Consider the following 19,317-nt stretch of genomic DNA (forward strand, 5'->3'; position numbering starts at 1 on the left):
CCGCAGCATAGCGCACCGGCAGCAGGCCAGGTAATGACAGATGATGCTTTTTGCTAGCCACATCAAAGCGTTGCTGATCTTAGGATGTAATTAAACGTAAATCCTTCTCGCAGCGCTTTACCCTGGAGTTTACTCCAGGGTTTACATTGAGTCCTGGCGTACAGCAGAGAGGTGAAGAGCGATGAGCATGTTGAAAAAGCTTTTGGGACAAGGTGGCTTTGGTGGTGGCCACTCACGTTCGCGGCACGGGGGCGGACACCATGGTAACCGTTATAACCAGCATGGCGATCAGGGCCCGCAGTGCCTGCAATGTCAGGCGCCTAACCGGCCCGGTGCCCGTTACTGCCACCGCTGCGGCCAACCTTTCGAAACGGAGTCAGCGTCCTGCCGCGGGTGTTCGGCGCCGCTGCCGCCGGGGAGCCGTTTCTGCCAGCAGTGTGGTACGGCGGTCAGCGGAGGGCAACCATGACCAAATCAGGATGGAGTCTGGTCGTCCTGTTGGCGGCCATGACGTTATGGACGCTGCTGGCCTGGGGAGCTTCCGGCGTGTTGGCCTGGCTGCCGTCGTTGACGGGGCTGGCACAAAGGGGTTCTGCGGAGCTGGCGCCCCCGTTGGCGGGGTTGCTTAGCCTGGTGCCGCAGGCGCTGTTGGAAAGCTGGTTACCGTTGTTGCAGCAACTGGGGGATTGGCTGACGAGTTATTTCCCGCAGTTGATCACCTGGGCTGGGTATCTTGTCTGGCTGGTTTGGGGGCTGGGCATGCTGGCCTTGTTGTTGCTTGGCGCGTTGGCACGCCGTATTTTGCTCAGCGATACTCCTGATAAACTTCCGCCACGCGCTTGAAGTAATCGCTCAGGTAGTTGATGCACACCTGCACCTTCAGCGGCAGCTTATCTTTCTCGGTGTACACCGCGTACACCGGGCGAGGATCCGCATGATAGCTTTTAAACAGGATCTCGATCTCACCACGTTTGATCTCTTCGATCACCCACATCAGCGGCGCATAGGCGATGCCGGCTCCGGCTTTCAGCCAGCGGATCATGGTCTGTGAATCATTGGTGATAAAACGTCCCTGCGGCGCAATACGCGTGCTGATGCCTTCGGGGGCGATCAGTTCGAATTCGCTATCCGGCCGCACGCTGTATTCCAGCCAGGAAAAGTTGACCATGTCGCTGGGCTTCTGCGGCGTACCGTGCTGGCTGAGATAGCTTTTGGCGGCGCAGACCACCATCGGCATGGATCCCAGACGTTTGGAGAACAGGCTGGAGTCCTGAAGCGCACCGGTACGGATCACCACGTCCAGCCCGTCAGCAATCAGGTCCGGCGCCGGAATACCGGTCACCAGGTTCACCGTCAGGCCAGGATATTCCTTCAACATATCGGCAGTCATGGTCGCCAGCACGTTTTGCGCCATGGTGGACGAGCTGCCAATGCGCAGCGTGCCGGTCGGGGTATTGTTAAACGCGTACAGCTGTTCGTGCACCTCGCTCACTTCCAACAACATGCGACGACAACCCTGGTAATAGATTTTTCCGGCTTCCGTCAGGCCAATGCTGCGGGTGCTGCGGTTAAGCAGTTTAACCTGCAGCTCATTCTCCAGTTTGGAGACGGTCTGGCTGATAGACGAAACGCTCATATCGAGTTGGCGCGCCGCCGCAGTAAATGACCCGCATTCAACCACTTTGGCGAATACCGACATCCGTTTTAATCGTTCCATTATTCACTCTGGCTTAAAAGTGATTTAGATCACAGATTGTTGATGAGTTGATAGTAAGCACGCTAATATAACGGGGTCGGGTGGAAAGACCTTATCAACGCGCGAGTGCGATCGGCGCCGACGTCGTGGCCGATCCCTCCGGTATCCTCGCATTCCCTATCGCGGATGTACGTTCCAGAGTTTACCTTTTTTTCAGGTTCGTGGCCTGGACAACCTGTCTGGGGCGGAATTTGTGGTGCGTGTCGGCTAAAATGTAAAGAGAATGTGAATGAAATATACCCTATAGCTTTCAAGTTGCAGCTAGGCGACCAGCTCGCTCACCCCAGGCGCTTACTTAAGTAAGTAACTGGGGTGAGCGAGTGCAGATAACAGCGCTGCAACTTGAAAGATGACGGGTATAAAGGGTTACGCCCGGTGCAGTGAGTAATAAGGAAAAATTGATGAGTTTGCTTCCGGTTATGGTCATTTTCGGACTGTCGTTCCCCCCGGTATTTTTTGAATTGCTGGTCTCTCTGGCGCTGTTTTTCTTGCTGCGCCGTCTGCTGCAGCCTACCGGGATCTACGATTTTGTCTGGCATCCAGCGCTGTTCAATACCGCGCTGTACTGCTGTTTGTTCTATCTGATTTCATGTCTTTTCGTTTGAGGTCGCTGTGAAAAATTTTTCAATAAAAATAACCCGAATCGCGATCACTCTGATTCTGGTCCTGCTGGGGATCGTCGCCGTATTCAAAGCCTGGGTGTTTTACACCGAGTCCCCCTGGACGCGTGATGCCAAGTTTACTGCCGACGTGGTGGCGATAGCGCCGGACGTTACCGGGCTGCTGACCGACGTGCCGCTGGTGGATAACCAGTTGGTCAAGAAAGGGCAGGTGCTGTTGGTGATCGACCAGCCGCGCTACCAGCAGGCCCTGGCGGAAGCTAACGCCGACGTGGCCTACTACCAGACCTTGGCAGCGGAAAAAAGAAGGGAGGCGGGCCGTCGTGTTCGCTTGGGCGTGCAGGCGATGTCGCAGGAAGAAATAGACCAGGCGAATAACGTTCTGCAAACCGTAGAACATCAGTTGGCGAAGGCTGTAGCGACGCGTGAACTGGCGAAGCTGGATCTGGAACGTACCACTGTGCGCGCACCGGCCGATGGCTGGATCACAAACCTGAACGTGCATGCCGGTGAGTACATTACCCGCGGTTCAGTCGCTGTGGCGCTGGTGAAGAAAAACAGTTTCTATATTTTGGCCTATCTGGAAGAAACCAAGCTGCATGGTCTGAACAAAGGCGATCGTGCGGAAATTACCCCGTTGGGCAGTAACCGTATCATGCATGGCACCGTCGACAGCGTGGCTGCCGCCGTCAATAACAGCAGCAGCACCGTGAACAGCAAAGGGCTGGCGTCGATCGACAGCAACCTGGAGTGGGTGCGCCTGGCACAGCGCGTGCCGGTGAAAATTCTGCTGGATGACAAAGACCAATTGCATCCGTACCCGGCAGGTACCACGGCTACCGTGGTGATCACCGGCAAGAACGATCGCGCTACCGACAGCGGCTCGCCTTTTGTGCGTTTGATGCATCGGCTGCGTGAGTTCGGTTAATGAATAACCCAACCTTTATCAGGCTGAGATTTGCCTTCAAGCTCAGCTTTGCCATTGTGTTTGCCCTGTTTGTCGGCTTCCACCTCAATCTGGAAACGCCACGTTGGTCGGCGATGACCGCCGCCATCGTGGCCGCCGGCCCGGCCTTTGCCGCCGGTGGCGAACCCTTCTCCGGCGCTATCCGCCACCGCGGCTGGCTGCGTATCATCGGTACCTTTATCGGGTGTTTCGTCGGTCTGGCGATTATCGTCACTACGGCGCGTGCGCCCGTTGTGATGCTGTTGTTGTGCTGTATCTGGGCCGGTTTTTGTACCTGGTTGTCCTCGCTGATTAAAGTCGAGAATTCTTACGCCTGGGGGTTGGCCGGTTATACCGCGCTGATCATTATCGTGACGGTCGCCACCAGCGAATCCCACCTGCTGGAAGCGCCGCAGTTCGCCATTGAGCGCTGCAGCGAGATCGTGCTGGGGATCGTCAGCGCAGTGCTGGCGGATCTGTTGTTCTCGCCGCGATCGATCAAGCAGGATATCGATCGCGCGGTGGATCAACTGTTGGTGGATCAGTACCGCTTGATGCAGATGTGCATCAGCGATGCCGAGAAAGAAGACATTGACCGCGCCTGGAGCAACCTGGTGAAAAGCACCACTGCGCTGAACGGCATGCGCAGCAACCTGATGATGGAGTCTTCACGCTGGCAAAAGGTGAACCGTCGTGTTCAGGCGTTGCATACGCTGTCGCTGACGCTGATTACCCAGGCCTGCGAGACGTATTTAATCCTACTGAATCATCCGGATGCGGTGAAAGAGAATATTCGCGAACTGCTGATGGTGCCGGCGGATACCCCGCAGGAAATTCACAAGCGCATGAAGCTGTTGCGCCAGGTGCTGACCACCAACCGCACCGACGAAACCTTGCTGACCATCAGCAGTTGGGTCGGGGCGGCCACGCGTTATCTGTTATTGGCTAAAGGCGTACACACCAACAGCAGCATCAGTGCGGTGGAAGAAAGTGTGCTGAGCAGTGAGGTGGTGATCAAACCGACGTCGGCGGAAGGCCATCACGCGATGATCAACGGTCTGCGTACCTTTGTGGCGACGACCTTCGGCAGCCTGTTGTGGCTGTGGACCGGTTGGACCTCCGGCAGCGGTTTTATGGTGATCATTGCGGTGATCACCTCGCTGGCGATGCGTACCCCCGCGCCACGTATGGTCGCAATGGATTTTGTGCTGGGCATGCTGGCGGCAATCCCGGTCGGTTCGCTGTTCTTTATGGTGATCCTGCCGGCGACCCAGCAAAGCATTTTGCTGCTGTGCCTCAGCCTCGGGCTGCTGGCGTTTTTCATCGGTATCGAAGTGCAGAAAAGGCGGCTGGGTTCGCTCGGCTTGCTGGCGGGGACCATCAACATTTTGGTGTTGAGTAACCCGATGGAATTCAACGTCACTCAGTTTCTCGACGGTGCGCTTGGCCAGTTCCTCGGTAGCTGCGTGGGGTTGATGGTGCTGTTGCTGATCCGCGATAATTCACGTGAACGCACCGGCCGCACGCTGCTGAACCAGTTTGTCAGCAGCGCAGTATCGGCACTGACCACCAAGGCGTCGCGCCGTCGGCAAAACCATCTGCCGGCGCTGTATCAGCAGCTTAACCAACTGCTGATGATGTTCCCGAACGACATTGCCAAATACCGGCTGGCGCTGAATCTGATCATTGCTCATCAGCGCATGCAGCGGGCGGAGATCCCGGTTAGCGAGGAACTTTCGGCGTTCCACAAGCAGATTCGCAACACTGCCGATCATGTGGTTTCGGCCAAGAACGACGTGAAGCGCGCTTACTATTACGATCGGCTGCTGGACGAAATGAATGACTATCAGCAAAAGCTGGTGGATTATCACGCACCGCTCAGCGTTACCGATCCGGTAAAACGCCTGGCCGGCATGCTGCATCGCTACCGCCACGCGTTGATCGACTGATACGCCAAACGCCCCTGCCGGGGCTATACTTGCCTGATAGAGGCCTGTTTCAGAGTTGCACTGAGTGCCAGACGCGCTGCACAATGGCATGATTAGCTTGAATGGGTGTTGCAGGTTGTGGGGCGTGGTTTCCCTGAAGTGAAAACGTTACATACCAGTCATCTCTGCTTCATCCTCTTCATCTATAAATCCAACTAGCATGGGTGCCGGTGCACCCTTGTCGGCCATAATTCAGGGACAGCAATGAATAAGCGGATCCTCGTGGCGGTAGTTATCGCCATTGTGATAGCCGGTTTTAGCGCACTGCGTGGTAACGATCGGGCGATTACCAACGTACCGGCGGTGGCCGAAGGCCAGAGTATTGACCAACTGACGCAGCAAAAAAGGGTGGTGAGCTACCTGCAGCAGCATCAGCGGCTGCCGGATTATTACATCACCAAAAAACAGGCGCGCGAGCAGGGATGGGATGCACGTAACGGCAACCTGTGTTCGGTGCTGCCGGGCAAGGCAATTGGTGGCGACCGTTTCTCAAACCGTGAAGGACAACTGCCTGCGGCCCGCAGCCGGGTATGGCGCGAGGCGGATATCAATTACCAATGCGGCCGGCGTGGTGCCGATCGCCTGCTGTATTCCAGTGATGGCCTGATTTTTGTCACGCGTGACCATTATAAAAACTTCATTCGGGTGGAGTGAGCTTGATGGCAAAAGTAGAGTTCGATTTTAATCAGATTAGCGATCTGCCGGCGTTTTACCGCGATTTTGCGCATAAGTTTGCACTGGATGAGGCTTTTGGTGCCAATCTTGATGCGCTGTGGGACGTGGTCACGGCGGATATCGGCCTGCCGGTCGAGATTGAGTTTACCCATCTCAACGCCCGCAGCAAACGTCGCTTTGGTGCGATTATCCTGTTGTTTGAAGAGGCGGAAGAAGAACTGGAAGGCAGCCTGCGTTTCAATATCCGTGAAAGCAGCGGTGAACCTGCACATCACCGGGGATGAATCGGGTTCATCCCGTGGTGACGGCGGCGATTATTCGGCGGTTTCGGCCAGATCGCGCAGGTATTGGAAAATTTGACGGTAAGCTTTCGGCGGCTTGTTAGCGGCTTTCTCTTTCTGTGCGTTACGCACCAGTGAGCGCAGCTGCTGGCGGTCGGCTTCCGGATACAGCGCCAGAATCGACGGGATCGCGTCATCACCTTCTTCCACCAGACGGTCACGCAGCGCTTCCAGCTTGTGGAACAGCGAAACCTGTTGGTTATGGCGGTTCTTCAGCTTGTCGAGCGCGGTTTGGATCGGCTCTACATCGCGGGCGCGCAGCATTTTGCCAATCAGCTGCAGCTGACGGCGGCGGCCTTCTTTCTTGATCTTCTGCGCCAGCTCAACTGCGGCGCGCAAATCTTCGTCCAGCGGGATGCGTTCCAGCGCGTTTTTACCCAGTTCGACCAGTTCGGTCCCCAGGTCTTTCAGGGCTTCGGCATCACGTTTAATTTCACTTTTACTGACCCAGATAATCTCGTCATCGTCCTCGTCCGTGTTCTCCGGGACATCGTCGAGCCAGTCTTCAGGCTGTTTGTTCATGGTAGGCTCCGTTAAAAAGAGGCTAATCCTAACAGGTTGTCCAGCAACCCGCCAATTGCGCGCCAGAGCAGATTGAGTATAGCTGCCGATGCGACAAGAAATCCGCCTTATTCACCGACAGTTATTTTTTGATTTGTTGTTTTTATCACCACGCGCGTATAAAATTTTATACATATGGAGGTGGGGCTCATGGATGATGAGAATGAAAAGGCCATAGACTGGCGTGGCTCCTCGTTGGCGGATCTATTAGCGTTTCCGGCGGACGCACGTAGAGCGGCCGGGTTTGAATTAAGCAAAGTGCAAAAGGGAGTAGAACCCGGCAATTGGAAACCGATGAAGGGGTGTGGCACCGGCGTTTGCGAAATTCGCTTATATGCCCTTGCAGGAGCTTTTAGAGTGATTTACGTGGCTAAATTTAATGAAGTTATTTATGTTTTGCACAGTTTTCAGAAGAAAACGGCGAAAACTAGTCAGCACGATATTCAGATTATCAAAGCGCGTTATGACGCAGTGATAGAAGAGCGGGGTAAGAAAAAATGACCAAGCCAATTGATACCCATTCCAGGCATGTTACGCCACAAGGTGGCAATGTGTTCGCTGACCTGGGTTTTGCCCCTGACGAGGCTCGGCAGTTGCAGAAGCAATCCAACGCAGAGATTGAACACATCATCGCGCTTAAAAGGCAACTGATGGGAGAAATAAGCGCGTGGATAGAGGACGAAGGGTATCGGCAAGAGGAAGCCGCAAGGTATTTACACACTTCACGACCGCGCGTGTCTGATGTGGTAAACCGGAAAACAGATAAATTTACGCTTGATGCATTGATCAACATGCTCGCCAATATAGGCAAATCAGTAAAATTGGTGATTGAGTGATAAGCCTGCTGTTTTAGCGATCATTCTGTGTCCCTGTTCTCGCTTTATGCGAAATTCCACGCGGTTCCTGTTAGACTCAAAAGTATAAATCACATGATTTTTGCGCGTGACTCCGCGCGCAACCACGCCGCCACGGCACTTTTCTCAACGATTTTCTGATTAAGTATGGCAGATTGATGAAAGTAGTCACTCAAGTTGCAGAACAGCGCAAGGCGCTGGAACAGGCCGTTTCACAGGCTTTGGAACTGGCGCGCGCCGGTTCTGATGCGGCAGAAGTTGCCGTGACCAAATCTACCGGTATCAGCGTCAGCACTCGCTTTGGCGAAGTGGAGAACGTTGAGTTCAACAGCGATGGCGCGTTGGGCATTACCGTTTATCACCAGCAACGCAAAGGCAGCGCTTCTTCCACCGATCTCAGCCCGGATGCCATTGCCCGCACCGTGCAGGCGGCGCTGGATATTGCCCGTTACACCTCGGTAGATCCGAACGCCGGCCCGGCGGAAAAGGACCTGTTGGCGTTTGATGCACCGGACTTGGATCTGTTCCACCCGGCAGAACTGGACGCCGAACGCGGTATCGAATTGGCTGCTCGCGCAGAGCAGGCTTCGCTGGCGGCTGACAAGCGCATCACCAATACCGAAGGCGGCAGTTTTAACAGCCACTACGGCATCAAGGTGTTCGGCAACAGTCATGGCATGCTGCAAAGCTACTGTTCCAGCCGGCACTCGCTGTCGAGCTGCGTGATTGCCGAGCAGGATGGCGATATGGAGCGCGACTACGCCTATACCATCGGCCGTGCGATGGGCGATTTGGAAAGCCCTGAATGGGTGGGTCAGGAATGTGCCCGCCGCACGCTGTCGCGTCTGGCACCGCGCAAGCTGTCTACCATGACCGCCCCGGTGCTGTTCGCTTCCGAAGTGGCGACCGGCCTGTTCGGGCATTTGGTTGGCGCCATCAGCGGCAGCAGCGTTTACCGTAAATCCACCTTCCTGCTGGATTCTTTGGGCAAGCAGATCTTGCCGGACTGGCTGACCATTGAAGAACACCCGCACCTGCTGAAAGGCCTGGCTTCCACGCCGTTCGACAGCGAAGGCGTACGCACCCAACGGCGCGACATCGTTAAAGATGGCGTACTGCAAACCTGGCTGCTGACCAGCTATGCGGCCCGCAAGCTCGGTATGCACAGCACCGGGCACGCAGGCGGTATTCACAACTGGCGCATTGCCGGGCAGGGTAATGACTTTGCCGGCATGCTGAAGCAACTGGGCACGGGCCTGGTGGTGACCGAACTGATGGGCCAGGGCGTTAGCGGTATTACCGGTGACTATTCGCGTGGCGCCGCCGGTTTCTGGGTGGAAAACGGCGAGATCCAGTATCCGGTCAGCGAGATCACCATCGCCGGCAACCTCAAGGATATGCTGCGCAACATTGTCAGCGTGGGCAGCGACATCGAAACCCGCAGCAATATTCAGTGCGGCTCCGTTTTACTGCCGGACATGAAAATCGCCGGTCAATAATGTTCGCCACGGCTGGCCGCTCCGGTTGCCAGCCGTTTCCCCTTCCTCTGTTTTAACCTTGCTTACAAATCTCCGGTTTCGGTTTTCTGCTCCCTTGCCTATGTTTAGGCTGTGCTGCGTCATGGCGTGGTCAATGACGGCGCACGGCCCTAAAAGGGGACCACTAAAACAATAACTGGAAGGTGAGCAAGCATGTCGAACAAACTGAAAGCGCTGATGGCGCTGGCGCTGCTGGGCGCCAGTTCACTGGCGGTCGCGGCCGATCTGGCCGACGATATGGATACCATCGCAGGCAATTACAAAACGGTGCTGAGCACTGACTCCACGGATACCTTGAAGCAAAGTTTGCAGAACATGCGCGCAGCCGCAGTGGATGCAAAGCAAAGCACGCCGCCCAAGCTGGAGGACAAAGCGCCCGATAGCCCGGAGATAAAAGATTTCCACCACGGGCTGGACACGCTGATCGGTCAGATCGACCAATCGCTGGCGCTGGCCAACCAGGGCAAGCTGGCCGAAGCCAAGCAGGTCGCGCAGGGCTTCAAACAAACCCGCGACGCTAACCACAAGAAGTTCCGCTAACCCCTTTCGCGCCGTTCTGAAGCCAGATAGCAGGACGGCGCCTGCCCCAGCACGCGGCGAAACATGGTGGCAAACGCCGCGCTGCTTTCATACCCCAATTCCAGAGCCACCTGCGTCACGCTGCTGCCTTCGGCCAATTGGGCCAGCGCCAACACCACGCAGGCACGCTGACGCCATTGTGAGAAGGACATTCCTGTCTGAGCGCGAAACAGGCGGCTGAAACTGCGGATGCTCATATACAGCCGCGAAGCCCATGCCTGAGGTGAATCGTGCGCGTCAGGGTGTTGCAGGAATTGCTGGCAGAGTTCACTCAGCCGCCGGTCCGCCGGCAGGGGGATATGCAGCGGCAGAGGCGGTAGATTGGCCAGCTCATGCAGCAGCAGGCTAACCAGCGCGCCATCCCGGCCTTGCTCATCGTAATCCAGTGGCATATCGACGGCGGCCATCAACAGTTGGCGCATCAGCGGCGTTACGCTGACCACCTGGCAATCCTGTGGTGGGTCAACCAACAACGCGACCGGTTCAATGTACAGGCTGCGGGTCGTGACGCCGACCATTCTTACTTCATGCGCCATCTGTGGGGGCAGCCACACCGCATGCTGAGGCGGCACAATCCAGTTCCCCTGACGGGTGAACACGTGCATTACCCCGGTGGCGCCGTAAAGCAATTGAGCGCGCCGATGCTGGTGCATAGGCAGCAGGTAACCCCTTGGGTAGTCGGTGCCAATAGCAATTACGGGCCTTTGCACCGAGTCGAGATCGTCAATATGTCGATTGCGCATAAAGCTTTTCGCTGAACAGTTGGCCGAAACGCAATGATAGTTGGCCTTTGATATGAAGCAAGCCAAAAGCCGGTGTTTTATGCTGCCGCTCGACATCTTTACTCAGGAGCGCCTGCGGCTATGGTGGATATTATTTTCGTGCTGTTGACCGGCGTTGTTACCGGTATGACGACCATCGTGTTCGGTTTTGGCGGTGGTTTTGTGGTGGTGCCACTGGTTTACCATCTGGTGATCGCCTCGGGGGAACAGCCTGGTCAGGCGATGCATATCGCAGTGGCCACCTCGACGGCGGTGATGATTTTCACGGCAGGTTACGCCACTTTTTCCCAGTGGCGCAGCGGCAACCTGCTGCGTGAAACTCTGGTCCCGCTCATTTTTTATATCGGGATGGGGGCGGTGCTGGGGGCTTTTGCATCCAGCCTGTTGGCGGACGGCACGGTGCGCTTGTTGTTTGTGATTTACATCCTGGTGACGATTGCGGATTGTCTGTTCAGGCCGGGGTTTTTGGTTAAGCCGGTACGCGCTGCACTTTCACCATCGACTCTGTTGATCGGCGGTCCGCTGATTGGTGTCATCGCGACCCTGCTCGGCGTAGGGGGGAGCGTGATGACGGTGCCTCTGTTGCGTCGCCATGGGTTCGAGATGCGGCATTGCGTCAGTTCGGCCAATGCGTTGTCGATCCCTGTCGCCGTCGTGGGGGCATTGATGTACGTCGGTTTGGGATGGAGAGAAATGACAGGGCCGCACTATCTGGGTTACGTCAATCTGGCTCTGCTCGGGCAGTTGGTGACGAGCGGTGTCGTGGGGACGGTGGTTGCCAGGAAGTGGCTGCCGAAGGTCAATGATCGGCTGCATGCCAGAATTTACGTGCTGTTGCTGATCCTGGTTTTGATCGCCATCGGTGTGTAAGAGACAGAAAGGGCGGCTGGTCACCGCCCTGAAAACCGCTTAGCGGTGGTATTCACCCGCCGCTTCCGGCTGGTACAACAGTTCCAGCACTTCGATACGCGCTTCTTCACCGTTCGGCAACTGCCAGGTAATCTGGTTGCCGATGTGCATGCCCAGCAGCGCTGCGCCCAGCGGCGCCATCACCGACAGCTGTTCGTGGCTATCCTTCAGCGAAGCCGGGTAAACCAGCGTACGCACGTGTTCTTCTGCCGTGTGCAGATCGCGGAAACGTACGCGGCTGTTCATGGTCACTACGTTGGCCGGGATCTGGGACGGCGGCAGAATTTCGGCGCGATCCAGCTCGATGTTCAGCGCAGCCGCGACATCGGTGTTGGCAAAGGCCGGTTGTTCCAATAGCGCATCCAGGCGTTCCGCATCCAGCTCATTAATAGTAATGGTTGGCTTGGTCATTCCACTCTCCAGTCAAATCAAAAGGCGTCGGGTAACGCGCCCATAAATTCGGAAAAACAGCACAAAAGCAAAACCCCCGCGCCAGAGGTACGGGGGTGTTGTTGATGTCGAATTGTCTTACCGATAGTAGGCGGTTAAGCCGGGAAAAGAAAGAGATCCCGATCACGAAGCTTTTCACCTCCCTTGGCTCAACTGGAAACCTTTTGTGGCGATATCTTTTTGTAATCTAATTGAATTATCTGGCAGATGCTTATTTTGCGAAATGGATCCCTGACGGTCATTGAATTTCCACTTTCAACTGGAAAAAAACAGAGTACACAGAATATCGCTCCGGGGTTAGGGTAAAGGCATCAGAGAAGGCGGCTTATTCAGGTGATGTGCTGTGCGACTTACGGAATCATGTTTGGATCTAGGGGTGCTGAAAAGTGAATGATGGATCTGCTGCGAGAGAAAATAGTGTACAACCTGATGTCAGCACGGCCGGGGCGATAACCGAACGGGTGCTGGCTGATATTACCGCCATGCTAAACGCCGAAGATATTTATACCAATGCGGTGCAGCAACAGATGCTGGAGTCGCATATTCGCGCCATGGTGTTGCGCTCAATAACCGGCGAGCCATTACCGGAAGTCGATAAATCACTGTTTGACGAGATCTCGGCGGAATCCATGCAAATGGCGGAGCGGGTAGTCGACCAATTTACCACTCTGCCGATTGAAGAGGCTTATTTGCTTTCCGTCCATTTTGAAGTGGCAAAAGATAATAACCAATAGCTTTTACCGAATTAAATTAATCAGGAGAAAATACCATGGGTCAGATTACCGTAGTGATTGGCGATCGTTTGGGTAAAGGTCAGAAAGTGGGTCAGGGTATTGAAAACGCAGGCGGAAAAGCCATCGTGATCCCCGGTGTGGCGGCCGACATGAAGCTGGGTGACGTGATGAAAGCGGAAGGCGCGCAGCTGGGGATTTCTTTCTGCGGCAGCGGCGGTGCCGGGGCCATTACCGCCCAGACTAAATATGGCTACAAAGCCAAATACGGCATGCGTTCCATTGATGAGGGCGTGACGGCAATAAACGAAGGCTGCACCGTATTGGGTTTTGGTTTTATGGATAAAGAAGAGCTGGGTCAAAGACTGGTTGAAGCCTACGTCAAAAAACACGGCAACCCGTAATGAAAGAACAATATACAACGTCGGTAAAGGTGGAGGGTAAGGGCGATAGCAAAGCGAAAGCTTTTGCTTCCGCCTTGGCCAATGTGCAGGGCGCGGTATTAAAATCCACCGGTAATATTCTGCTGCGTATTGAACCGCAGGATGTCAGCGTATTAAAAGCAGAAGAGAAAATAACAAAAGAAAAGTTTCTGTTTTTCTTTCTGCCGCGCGAAAGAAAAAGCTACTTCGTGGCTCTGGAAATAACCGTGAACGTGACAATGATCAATACAGAAAAAGTTGTCTTCGTCGCGAAATAAAAACGTTAGCATAAATCAAAGGGTATACTGATGTTTTTAATCATCTTATTTAAGTCGCTTATTATCGGCGGACTGGTGGGGGTTGGCGTAGGGGCCGGCGCCGCACGTATGTTCCATGCTCCGACGACACAGGGCATGGGAGCTTTCCGCACCTTGGGCGAGTTGAACTCCTGCGAGGGTGACCCGGCTTCCCACTTCTCATTCGGTCTGGGCTTCTTCTTCAACGCCTGGGCGTCTTCCGTGGCAGCAGGGGCCTTCACGCAGGACGTTGACCACCGCATTATTCCACACTGGGGCGCGGCTGCGTTGATGGTCAAAAACCGCAACCTGGCGCAAACGCTGCACGATCCGAAAAAAATGGCTATCGCCTGCGGCATCATCGGCATGCTGGTTGTGGCCTTCCTGAATACCACCGCTTCCGCCGTGCCTGCCGCATTGCAGGTGACGGCGATCAAGGTGCTGGTGCCGGCAGCAAACCTGCTGGTGAATACCGTGATGCCGGTGATCTTCTGGCTGGCGGCGATCGACGCCGGACGCCGTTCCGGCTTCTGGGGCACCATCTTCGGCGGCCTGGCGCAGCTGATTATGGGCAACGCCGTACCGGGGCTGGTGCTGGGCATCCTGATCGGTAAAGGCGTGGAAGAGAGCGGCTGGAACAAAATCACCAAGATCATGATGGCGGTGATCGTGCTGCTGTTCGTGCTGAGCGGGTTCTTCCGCGGCTTCGACATGAAAGTCCTCGAGTCCTTCAGCCTTGGCGTGCCGGGTTGGTTGGACGCCATTCACAACACCCTGAGCGGTAAATAAGGAGCTGGATAATGGAAGAACAAACCCAAAAAGGCTTCTGGTATGCCGACTGGTCATTCCCGATTTTTGTCGGTCTGCTTTCCTCAGGCGTGTTCGCCGGAACACATATGTACTACCTGTACGGCATCGGCGCGTTTAACGAAGTGGCCTTTGTTTCCATGCTGCGTGCGGGAATGGACACTGGCGTTTACGGTGCCGTGGCGGCCTTCGGGGCCAGCTTCCTGTTTGCGCGCATCATTGAAGGTTCGCTGGTGGGGATCCTGGACATCGGCGGTGCGATCCAGACCGGCGTGGGGCTGGGGGTTCCGGCGCTGCTGCTGGGGGCGGGGATCATTTTCCCGGTCGCTAACTTTGCCGCCTCGCTGGTGACCGGCCTGGTGATTGGCCTGGCGATTGGCTACCTGATCATTTTGGCGCGTAAATTTACCATCAATCAGAGCAACTCCACCTACGGGGCGGACGTGATGATGGGCGCCGGTAACTCCTCAGGGCGTTTCCTGGGGCCGTTGATCATCTTGTCGGCGATGACCGCTTCCATTCCGATCGGTATCGGCTCGCTGCTTGGCGCCTTGCTGTTCTATATCTGGAATAAGCCGATCACCGGTGGGGCGATCCTCGGTGCGATGCTGTTAGGGGCCATTTTCCCGGTAGCTATCGCCTAATCACGAACGTGATTGCTGGGGGCGGTACCGGGTGCCGTCCCCAGGCTGTAAAAGGAGTAATGCGGTATGTATGACTTAGTAATCACAGGCGCCAGACTGGCGGATGATCGGCTGGTGGATCTGGCGGTCAAAGACGGCAAGATTACCGAAGTGGGTCAATTGGCCGACGACGTCCACGCCCATCGAAGACTGGATCTGGCGGGTAACTGCCGCCTGAGCGCCGGCTGGATCGACTCCCACGTGCACTGCTACCCCTCTTCGCCGATTTACCATGACCAACCGGACTTGGTCGGGACGGCCTGTGGCGTCACCACGGTGGTGGATGCCGGCAGCACCGGCACCGACGACGTGGATGCGTTTTATACGCTGACGCGCAGCAGCAAAACCAACGTTTTCGCCTTCCTGAACATTTCGCGCATCGGCCTGCTGCGTCAGAACGAACTGGCTGATTTGGCAGACATCGACAAACAGAAAGTCAGCCGGGCGATCGACAAACATGCCGGTTTTGTCATCGGCATCAAGGCGCGCATGAGCAGCAGCGTCGTTGGCCAGAACGGCATCCGGCCGCTGGTGCTGGCCAAAGAGATCCAGCAAGAAAATAACCTGTTGCCGTTGATGGTTCATATTGGCAATAACCCGCCGGATCTGGATGAAATAGCCGATCTGCTAACCCGTGGCGACATTATCACTCACTGCTACAACGGCAAACCGAATCGCATTCTGACGCCGGCGGGCACGCTGCGTGAGTCTATCCAGCGCGCGCTAAAGCGCGGCGTCCTGCTGGATGTTGGCCACGGCACCGCCAGCTTCAGCTTCGAGGTGGCGCGTCAGGCGATAGCGCTCGGCATTTTACCGCATACCATCAGCTCCGATATCTACTGTCGCAACCGGATGGCCGGGCCGGTACACAGCCTGGCGACGGTGATGTCCAAATTCTTCAGCGTTGGGTTATCGCTGCCGCAGGTGATTGCCTGCGTTACGGAAAATGCCGCCTCGGCGCTGCATCTGTCCCATAAGGGGCGACTAGAACCGGGCTGCGATGCCGATTTCACGCTGTTCGAGCTCCGTCAGGGGCCACAGGTGTTCGCCGATTCAGAAGGGCAGTCGGCCGAGGGCCAACAATTGCTGGTCCCGCTGGCCGCCGTGGTGGCCGGGGAAATCCTATTAACCGATGAAGGGAAAGCCGCTCATGTCTTCGATTTATGAAAAATATAATTTAAAACAGGTCATCAACACTTCAGGTCGCATGACTGTACTCGGCGTGTCTACGCCGCGGCAGGACGTCATTGATGCCGTGGATTACGGCATGAACCACTACTTCGAAATCAAGGATCTGGTCGACAAAACCGGCGCTTACATCGCCAATTTGCTGAATGTCGAAAGCGCGGTGGTGGTTTCCTGCGCCTCGGCGGGCATTGCCCAGTCAGTGGCGGCGCTGATCGTCAAAGACAACGCCAACCTGTTGGTGAACCTGCACTCCGCGCCTATTACCGTTCCGCGCGAAATCGTATTGCCGCGCGGTCATAACGTCAACTTTGGTGCGCCGGTCGATACCATGGTGGCGCTGGGCGGCGGCAAGGTGGTTGAAGCCGGTTACGCCAACGAGTGTTCCGCCGAGCAGCTCGAGGCCTGCATTACGCCGCAAACGGCGGCGATCCTCTATATCAAGTCACACCACTGCGTGCAGAAAAGCATTCTTTCCGTTGAGCAGGCGGTGGTGGTGGCGCGCAAACATAACCTGCCGCTGATCGTCGATGCCGCGGCGGAAGAAGATCTGCTGTGCTACTACCAGATGGGAGCCGACCTGGTGGTTTACAGCGGCGCCAAGGCCATCGAAGGCCCGACCAGCGGTCTGGTGATTGGCAAGAAACAGTACGTCGAATGGGTGAAGCTGCAAACCGGCGGTATCGGCCGGGCGATGAAGGTCGGCAAAGAGGGCATCCTCGGCCTGACGCAGGCGATAGAAAGCTACCTGCGGCTGGAGAAAACCACCGGGCAGCAGATGGTTGAAAGAATGACGCCGTTTATCGACAGTCTGAATACCCTGACCGGTATCAGTGCCAAAACCGTCTGGGACAGCGCCGGGCGTGATATCGCACGGGCAGAAATCACGTTCGACGAAGCGGTGCTGGGATGGTCGACCTACGACATTGTGCAGGCGCTGAAAACCGGCGAGATCGCTATCTACTTCCGTGGCTATAAAGCTAACGAAGGCAAGATTGAAGTGGACGTGCGCAGCGTTGATCAGCAACAGCTGATGACCGTTTTCACCTGTATTAAAAATCTGTTCACGGAGAAACAAGCATGAAGCTGCAACCTAACTACTATCGCGATCGCGTGTGCCTCAACGTGTTGGCCGGTTCGAAAGACAACGCGCAGGAGATTTATGCGGCGGCAGAAGGGCATGTGCTGGTAGGGGTGCTTTCCAAGAACTACCCGGACGTCGACAGTGCAGTTGCGGACATGCAGCGTTATGCGCGTCTGATAGAAAATGCGCTGTCGGTAGGCTTGGGCGCAGGCGATCCTAAACAATCGGCGATGGTCAGCCTGATTTCCCAGCGGGTACAGCCGCAGCACGTCAATCAGGTGTTTACCGGCGTGGGCGCTAGCCGTGCGCTGCTGGGGCAGAATGACAGCGTGGTGAACGGTCTGGTGTCGCCAACCGGCCGCGTTGGCTGGGTAAAAATTTCGACGGGGCCGCTGAGCGCTGCCGCGCCGGACGGCATTGTGCCGGTGGAAACCGCCATCGCCTTGTTGAAAGACATGGGCGGTAGCTCAATCAAATATTTCCCGATGGGCGGACTGGCATGCAGAGAGGAATACGATTATGTCGCCAAAGCCTGTGCCGAGCATGACTTTATGCTGGAACCGACCGGCGGTATCGATCTGGAAAACTTCGAGCCGATCGTCGAGATCGCATTGGCTGCCGGCGTGAAGCGCGTGATCCCGCACATCTATAGCTCAATCATCGACTCCAGCACCGGTAACACCCGCCCACAGGACGTGAAAACCCTGCTGGCGACCACCAAAAAGCTGGTGGGTTAAAGCACATTATCGGATGACGTAAGGCAGGGAGGCGCAGGCTCTGTATCCCCAGGCGCGGGCACACCGCGCCGCTATCTTTCCCCTCTGGCTTTCAAGTTGCAGCTAACTACGCTGTGGCTTGAAAGATGACGGGTATACCATCAGGATAACTATGCGAAACTGGCAAACATCTTCCACCCTGCGAACTGCAGTCACTCTGGCGCTGCTGGCGATGGCTAGCCCGGCGCTTCATGCTGAGGATGCAATGAAATCTACGTCATCTCATTTTGCTTATATCGGTACTTACAACCCTAACGGCGAAGGCGTTTACCGGGTGCAGGTCGATCCGGTCAGCGGCGCACTGAGCGCCAGAACCCTGGCCAGCAGCCAGCCGAACCCAGCACAGCTTACCGTGGATGCCAAAGGCCAGACGCTGTATGTCGCCAGCGAAGTGGCTGACTTTAACGGGACTCAGCATGGCGGCATTATTGCTTACCGTATCAATCCGATGGACGGCAACCTGACCCAGCTCAATCAGGTTGATGCGCAGGGGGCGGGGCCGGTTTATCTCTTCCTGACGCCAAACGGTCGTCATCTTTTGGTGGCAAACTATGTCAGCGGCACCGTAGCGGCTTTCCCGGTTGAAAGCGACGGCAAGCTGGGCACGGCCAGTTCGGTGCAGCAACAGCAAGGACCGGCAGGGGCCGGCAAGCCTGAGGCGGCGGTGGAGGGCAGCTTTGCTATCAGCGATCACAACGGCCCGCATGCGCATATGATCGCCAGCGATCCGAGCGGCAAGTTTGTGTTCTCCACCGATCTGGGGCTGGATCGTATTTATCAATGGCGCTTTGACGATGCCAGCGGCCAGTTAACGCCGAACGATCCGCCGTGGATCGCGGCATCTTCCGCCGGCGCCGGGCCGCGTCATTTCGTGTTTCATCCGGACGGGAAAACCTTGCTGCTGGTGAACGAAGAGGCTTCCACGCTGACCAGCTACCGTTTTGATAACCAAAAAGGTACTCTGAAACAGTTGCACGTGATCTCTTCGCTGCCAGCCGATTATAAGGGCACCAACTTCGCCGCCGGCCTGGTGCTGAGCGAGGATGGCAAAAATCTGTACGTGGCCAATCGGCTGCATAACAGCATCGCGCAGTTCAGCGTTGGCAGTGGCGGCGAGCTGCATTCGGTGGCGGAAACCTGGACGCGCGGGGATTATCCGCGCTCGTTAACGCTGAGTCCGGACGGGCGCTATCTGTATGCGATGAATCAACGCAGCGATAACATCACCCGTTTCAGCGTGGATAAGGCCAGTGGCAAACTCAGCTTTGTTGAAGGCTATACGCCGGTCGGCAGTCCCTCGCAAATGGTGTTCTTGCCGCTAGCCAAGTAACTTG

Annotated in this window: 25 protein-coding genes; 21 read left to right on the forward strand and 4 right to left on the reverse strand. The window is 56.1% G+C overall.

Annotation, left to right across the window (positions count from 1 at the left end; translation table 11 throughout):
* The first annotated feature begins 187 nt into the window (after positions 1-187).
* Entirely contained in the window at positions 188-469 is a 282-nt protein-coding gene (locus AC1RKG_RS11615; protein ID WP_230090396.1) for a zinc ribbon domain-containing protein, read from the forward strand.
* Positions 466-843 carry a hypothetical protein gene (locus AC1RKG_RS11620; protein ID WP_128864525.1) on the forward strand — a complete coding sequence of 126 codons (378 nt, stop codon included), beginning with the start codon at positions 466-468 and terminating at the stop codon, positions 841-843. Before AC1RKG_RS11615 ends, AC1RKG_RS11620 begins: the two co-directional genes overlap by 4 nt.
* Here AC1RKG_RS11620 and aaeR read toward each other — a convergent pair.
* On the reverse strand, positions 806-1,717 hold the full coding sequence (gene aaeR, locus AC1RKG_RS11625) for an HTH-type transcriptional activator AaeR (RefSeq protein ID WP_041415021.1): 912 nt from the start codon (positions 1,715-1,717) through the stop codon (positions 806-808). The genes AC1RKG_RS11620 and aaeR overlap by 38 nt on opposite strands.
* A 440-nt stretch (positions 1,718-2,157) precedes the next feature.
* On the opposite strand from aaeR, the gene aaeX reads away from it, so the two are divergent.
* The 5 genes from aaeX (at position 2,158) to AC1RKG_RS11650 (ending at position 6,269) form a co-directional block, all read left to right on the forward strand.
* Positions 2,158-2,361 (forward strand): p-hydroxybenzoic acid efflux pump operon protein AaeX, encoded by a 204-nt coding sequence (gene aaeX, locus AC1RKG_RS11630; protein WP_004936952.1) that lies wholly within the window; start codon positions 2,158-2,160, stop codon positions 2,359-2,361.
* A 7-nt stretch (positions 2,362-2,368) separates the two neighbouring features.
* Complete coding sequence (gene aaeA, locus AC1RKG_RS11635) at positions 2,369-3,304, forward strand: p-hydroxybenzoic acid efflux pump subunit AaeA (protein ID WP_020831905.1); 936 nt, start codon at positions 2,369-2,371, stop codon at positions 3,302-3,304.
* Positions 3,304-5,271: a p-hydroxybenzoic acid efflux pump subunit AaeB gene (aaeB, locus tag AC1RKG_RS11640; protein ID WP_020831904.1), complete on the forward strand. Its 1,968-nt coding sequence runs from the start codon at positions 3,304-3,306 to the stop codon at positions 5,269-5,271. Before aaeA ends, aaeB begins: the two co-directional genes overlap by 1 nt.
* A 243-nt stretch (positions 5,272-5,514) precedes the next feature.
* Positions 5,515-5,964, forward strand: coding sequence for a ribonuclease (locus AC1RKG_RS11645; protein WP_020831903.1), 450 nt, complete (start codon positions 5,515-5,517; stop codon positions 5,962-5,964).
* Between the two features lie 5 nt (positions 5,965-5,969).
* Positions 5,970-6,269: a barstar family protein gene (locus tag AC1RKG_RS11650; protein WP_020831902.1), complete on the forward strand. Its 300-nt coding sequence runs from the start codon at positions 5,970-5,972 to the stop codon at positions 6,267-6,269.
* A gap of 30 nt (positions 6,270-6,299) precedes the next feature.
* On the opposite strand, the gene yjgA is transcribed toward AC1RKG_RS11650, so the two are convergent.
* Positions 6,300-6,848, reverse strand: coding sequence for a ribosome biogenesis factor YjgA (gene yjgA / locus AC1RKG_RS11655; protein WP_020831901.1), 549 nt, complete (start codon positions 6,846-6,848; stop codon positions 6,300-6,302).
* Between the two features lie 189 nt (positions 6,849-7,037).
* Here yjgA and AC1RKG_RS11660 point away from each other — a divergent pair, with 189 nt between their 5' ends.
* The 4 genes from AC1RKG_RS11660 (at position 7,038) to cybC (ending at position 9,819) form a co-directional block, all read left to right on the forward strand.
* Positions 7,038-7,388, forward strand: coding sequence for a type II toxin-antitoxin system RelE/ParE family toxin (locus AC1RKG_RS11660; RefSeq protein WP_122080305.1), 351 nt, complete (start codon positions 7,038-7,040; stop codon positions 7,386-7,388).
* On the forward strand, positions 7,385-7,723 hold the full coding sequence (locus AC1RKG_RS11665; protein WP_122080304.1) for a helix-turn-helix domain-containing protein: 339 nt from the start codon (positions 7,385-7,387) through the stop codon (positions 7,721-7,723). Before AC1RKG_RS11660 ends, AC1RKG_RS11665 begins: the two co-directional genes overlap by 4 nt.
* A 176-nt stretch (positions 7,724-7,899) precedes the next feature.
* On the forward strand, positions 7,900-9,240 hold the full coding sequence (gene pmbA / locus AC1RKG_RS11670) for a metalloprotease PmbA (protein WP_020831900.1): 1,341 nt from the start codon (positions 7,900-7,902) through the stop codon (positions 9,238-9,240).
* 192 nt (positions 9,241-9,432) lie between these two features.
* Positions 9,433-9,819, forward strand: coding sequence for a cytochrome b562 (gene cybC, locus AC1RKG_RS11675; protein WP_020831899.1), 387 nt, complete (start codon positions 9,433-9,435; stop codon positions 9,817-9,819).
* On the opposite strand, the gene AC1RKG_RS11680 is transcribed toward cybC, so the two are convergent.
* Complete coding sequence (locus AC1RKG_RS11680; protein WP_493183088.1) at positions 9,816-10,601, reverse strand: AraC family transcriptional regulator; 786 nt, start codon at positions 10,599-10,601, stop codon at positions 9,816-9,818. The two genes, cybC and AC1RKG_RS11680, sit on opposite strands and share 4 nt — an antisense overlap.
* A 120-nt stretch (positions 10,602-10,721) precedes the next feature.
* Here AC1RKG_RS11680 and AC1RKG_RS11685 point away from each other — a divergent pair, with 120 nt between their 5' ends.
* Positions 10,722-11,510, forward strand: coding sequence for a sulfite exporter TauE/SafE family protein (locus AC1RKG_RS11685; RefSeq protein ID WP_493183089.1), 789 nt, complete (start codon positions 10,722-10,724; stop codon positions 11,508-11,510).
* 39 nt (positions 11,511-11,549) lie between these two features.
* Here AC1RKG_RS11685 and rnk read toward each other — a convergent pair whose 3' ends face one another.
* Positions 11,550-11,960 (reverse strand): nucleoside diphosphate kinase regulator, encoded by a 411-nt coding sequence (gene rnk, locus AC1RKG_RS11690; protein WP_020831894.1) that lies wholly within the window; start codon positions 11,958-11,960, stop codon positions 11,550-11,552.
* A gap of 425 nt (positions 11,961-12,385) precedes the next feature.
* Between rnk and AC1RKG_RS11695 the strand changes: the two genes are divergently transcribed.
* The 9 genes from AC1RKG_RS11695 (at position 12,386) to AC1RKG_RS11735 (ending at position 19,313) form a co-directional block, all read left to right on the forward strand.
* On the forward strand, positions 12,386-12,733 hold the full coding sequence (locus AC1RKG_RS11695) for a glycine dehydrogenase (protein ID WP_130017021.1): 348 nt from the start codon (positions 12,386-12,388) through the stop codon (positions 12,731-12,733).
* Between the two features lie 35 nt (positions 12,734-12,768).
* Positions 12,769-13,134: a glycine-rich SFCGS family protein gene (locus AC1RKG_RS11700; protein WP_012147075.1), complete on the forward strand. Its 366-nt coding sequence runs from the start codon at positions 12,769-12,771 to the stop codon at positions 13,132-13,134.
* Entirely contained in the window at positions 13,134-13,430 is a 297-nt protein-coding gene (locus AC1RKG_RS11705) for a DUF4312 family protein (protein WP_020831890.1), read from the forward strand. Before AC1RKG_RS11700 ends, AC1RKG_RS11705 begins: the two co-directional genes overlap by 1 nt.
* A 30-nt stretch (positions 13,431-13,460) precedes the next feature.
* The gene (locus AC1RKG_RS11710) at positions 13,461-14,237 is read left to right on the forward strand and encodes a DUF4311 domain-containing protein (protein WP_012147073.1); all 777 of its coding nucleotides are present in this window, start codon (positions 13,461-13,463) and stop codon (positions 14,235-14,237) included.
* Positions 14,238-14,248: 11 nt separating this feature from the next.
* Entirely contained in the window at positions 14,249-14,899 is a 651-nt protein-coding gene (locus tag AC1RKG_RS11715; protein WP_017894152.1) for a DUF4310 family protein, read from the forward strand.
* Positions 14,900-14,965: 66 nt separating this feature from the next.
* Positions 14,966-16,105 carry an amidohydrolase/deacetylase family metallohydrolase gene (locus tag AC1RKG_RS11720; RefSeq protein ID WP_493183092.1) on the forward strand — a complete coding sequence of 380 codons (1,140 nt, stop codon included), beginning with the start codon at positions 14,966-14,968 and terminating at the stop codon, positions 16,103-16,105.
* Positions 16,089-17,207 (forward strand): DgaE family pyridoxal phosphate-dependent ammonia lyase, encoded by a 1,119-nt coding sequence (locus AC1RKG_RS11725; RefSeq protein ID WP_493183093.1) that lies wholly within the window; start codon positions 16,089-16,091, stop codon positions 17,205-17,207. Before AC1RKG_RS11720 ends, AC1RKG_RS11725 begins: the two co-directional genes overlap by 17 nt.
* Positions 17,204-17,944 (forward strand): 2-dehydro-3-deoxy-phosphogluconate aldolase, encoded by a 741-nt coding sequence (dagF, locus tag AC1RKG_RS11730; RefSeq protein WP_493183094.1) that lies wholly within the window; start codon positions 17,204-17,206, stop codon positions 17,942-17,944. The genes AC1RKG_RS11725 and dagF overlap by 4 nt, the downstream gene beginning before the upstream one ends.
* A 151-nt stretch (positions 17,945-18,095) precedes the next feature.
* Positions 18,096-19,313: a lactonase family protein gene (locus AC1RKG_RS11735; RefSeq protein WP_493183096.1), complete on the forward strand. Its 1,218-nt coding sequence runs from the start codon at positions 18,096-18,098 to the stop codon at positions 19,311-19,313.
* Positions 19,314-19,317 lie beyond the last annotated feature (4 nt).

The organism is Serratia sp. GW822-FHT06D09 (genome assembly GCF_058799515.1).